Consider the following 1,443-nt stretch of genomic DNA (forward strand, 5'->3'; position numbering starts at 1 on the left):
GTCGCGAGAAGGAACTGGGTGCCGCGTTCCGCTCGGTCACCAAGAAGCTGGTGCGTCAGCGCATCCTCACCGACGGTTTCCGCATCGACGGCCGTGGCCTGGCCGACATCCGTCAGCTCTCCGCCGAGGTCGACGTGATCCCGCGCGCCCACGGTTCGGCGATCTTCGAGCGTGGCGAGACCCAGATCATGGGCGTCACCACCCTCGACATGGTGAAGATGGCGCAGCAGGTCGACTCGCTCGGCCCGGAGACCTCCAAGCGCTACATGCACCACTACAACTTCCCGCCGTTCTCCACCGGCGAGACCGGTCGCGTCGGTTCGCCGAAGCGTCGCGAGATCGGCCACGGCGCGCTCGCCGAGCGTGCGCTGATGCCGGTGCTGCCCTCGCAGGAGGAGTTCCCCTACGCCATCCGTCAGGTCTCGGAGGCGCTGAGCTCCAACGGCTCCACCTCGATGGGTTCGGTCTGTGCCTCGACCCTGTCGCTGCTCAACGCCGGTGTGCCGCTGAAGGCGCCGGTCGCGGGTATCGCCATGGGCCTGGTCTCCGACACCATCACCAACGACAAGGGTGAGGACGAGGTCCGCTACGTCGCGCTCACCGACATCCTCGGCGCCGAGGATGCCTTCGGCGACATGGACTTCAAGGTTGCCGGTACCCGTGACTTCGTCACCGCCCTGCAGCTGGACACCAAGCTCGACGGCATCCCCTCGCAGGTGCTGGCCGGTGCGCTGAACCAGGCGCACGACGCCCGCACCACCATCCTGGACGTGATGGCCGAGGCCATCACCGACCCCGACGAGATGAGCCCCTACGCCCCGCGCGTGACGGCCATCAAGATCCCGGTCGACAAGATCGGCGAGGTCATCGGGCCCAAGGGCAAGATGATCAACCAGATCACCGAGGAAACCGGCGCCAACATCTCCATCGAAGATGACGGCACCGTGTTCGTCGGTGCGACCGATGGGCCGTCGGCCCAGGCCGCGATCGACATGATCAACGCCATCGCCAACCCGCAGCTGCCCAAGGTCGGCGAGCGTTTCCTGGGCACGGTCGTCAAGACCACCGCCTTCGGTGCGTTCGTGTCGCTCCTGCCGGGCCGCGACGGTCTGGTGCACATCTCCAAGCTGGGCAACGGCAAGCGTGTGGCCAAGGTCGAAGACGTGGTCAACGTCGGCGACAAGCTGCGTGTGGAGATCGCCGATATCGACAACCGCGGCAAGATCTCGCTCGTCCCGGTCGAGGACGAGGCCGCTGCCGCTGAGCCGGCCGCCGTCGAGGAGAGCACCGACGCCGAGTAGGCGTTACTGCTGCTGACTGCCGAAACCCCCGCCGTTGCACGGCGGGGGTTCGGCACGCCTCGGCGGAAGTTCCGCTTCCGTCAATCGGGCCCGGACGGAACGGCCTTGAGCCATGTCCCGGGGCCAATTCCGGGCCGGAATG

The 1,443-nt window shown here is 67.2% G+C and carries 1 protein-coding gene; it reads left to right on the forward strand.

Features of this window, described 5'->3' with window-relative positions; translation table 11 throughout:
• Nucleotides 1-1,301, forward strand: a 1,301-nt coding sequence (locus tag ACFWF3_RS35845) for a polyribonucleotide nucleotidyltransferase (RefSeq protein ID WP_379318602.1), incomplete at its 5' end; no start/stop codon positions are given.
• Between the last annotated feature and the right edge of the window lie 142 nt (nt 1,302-1,443).

Source organism: Nocardia sp. NPDC060220 (assembly GCF_042727815.1).
GTDB lineage: Bacteria > Actinomycetota > Actinomycetes > Mycobacteriales > Mycobacteriaceae > Nocardia.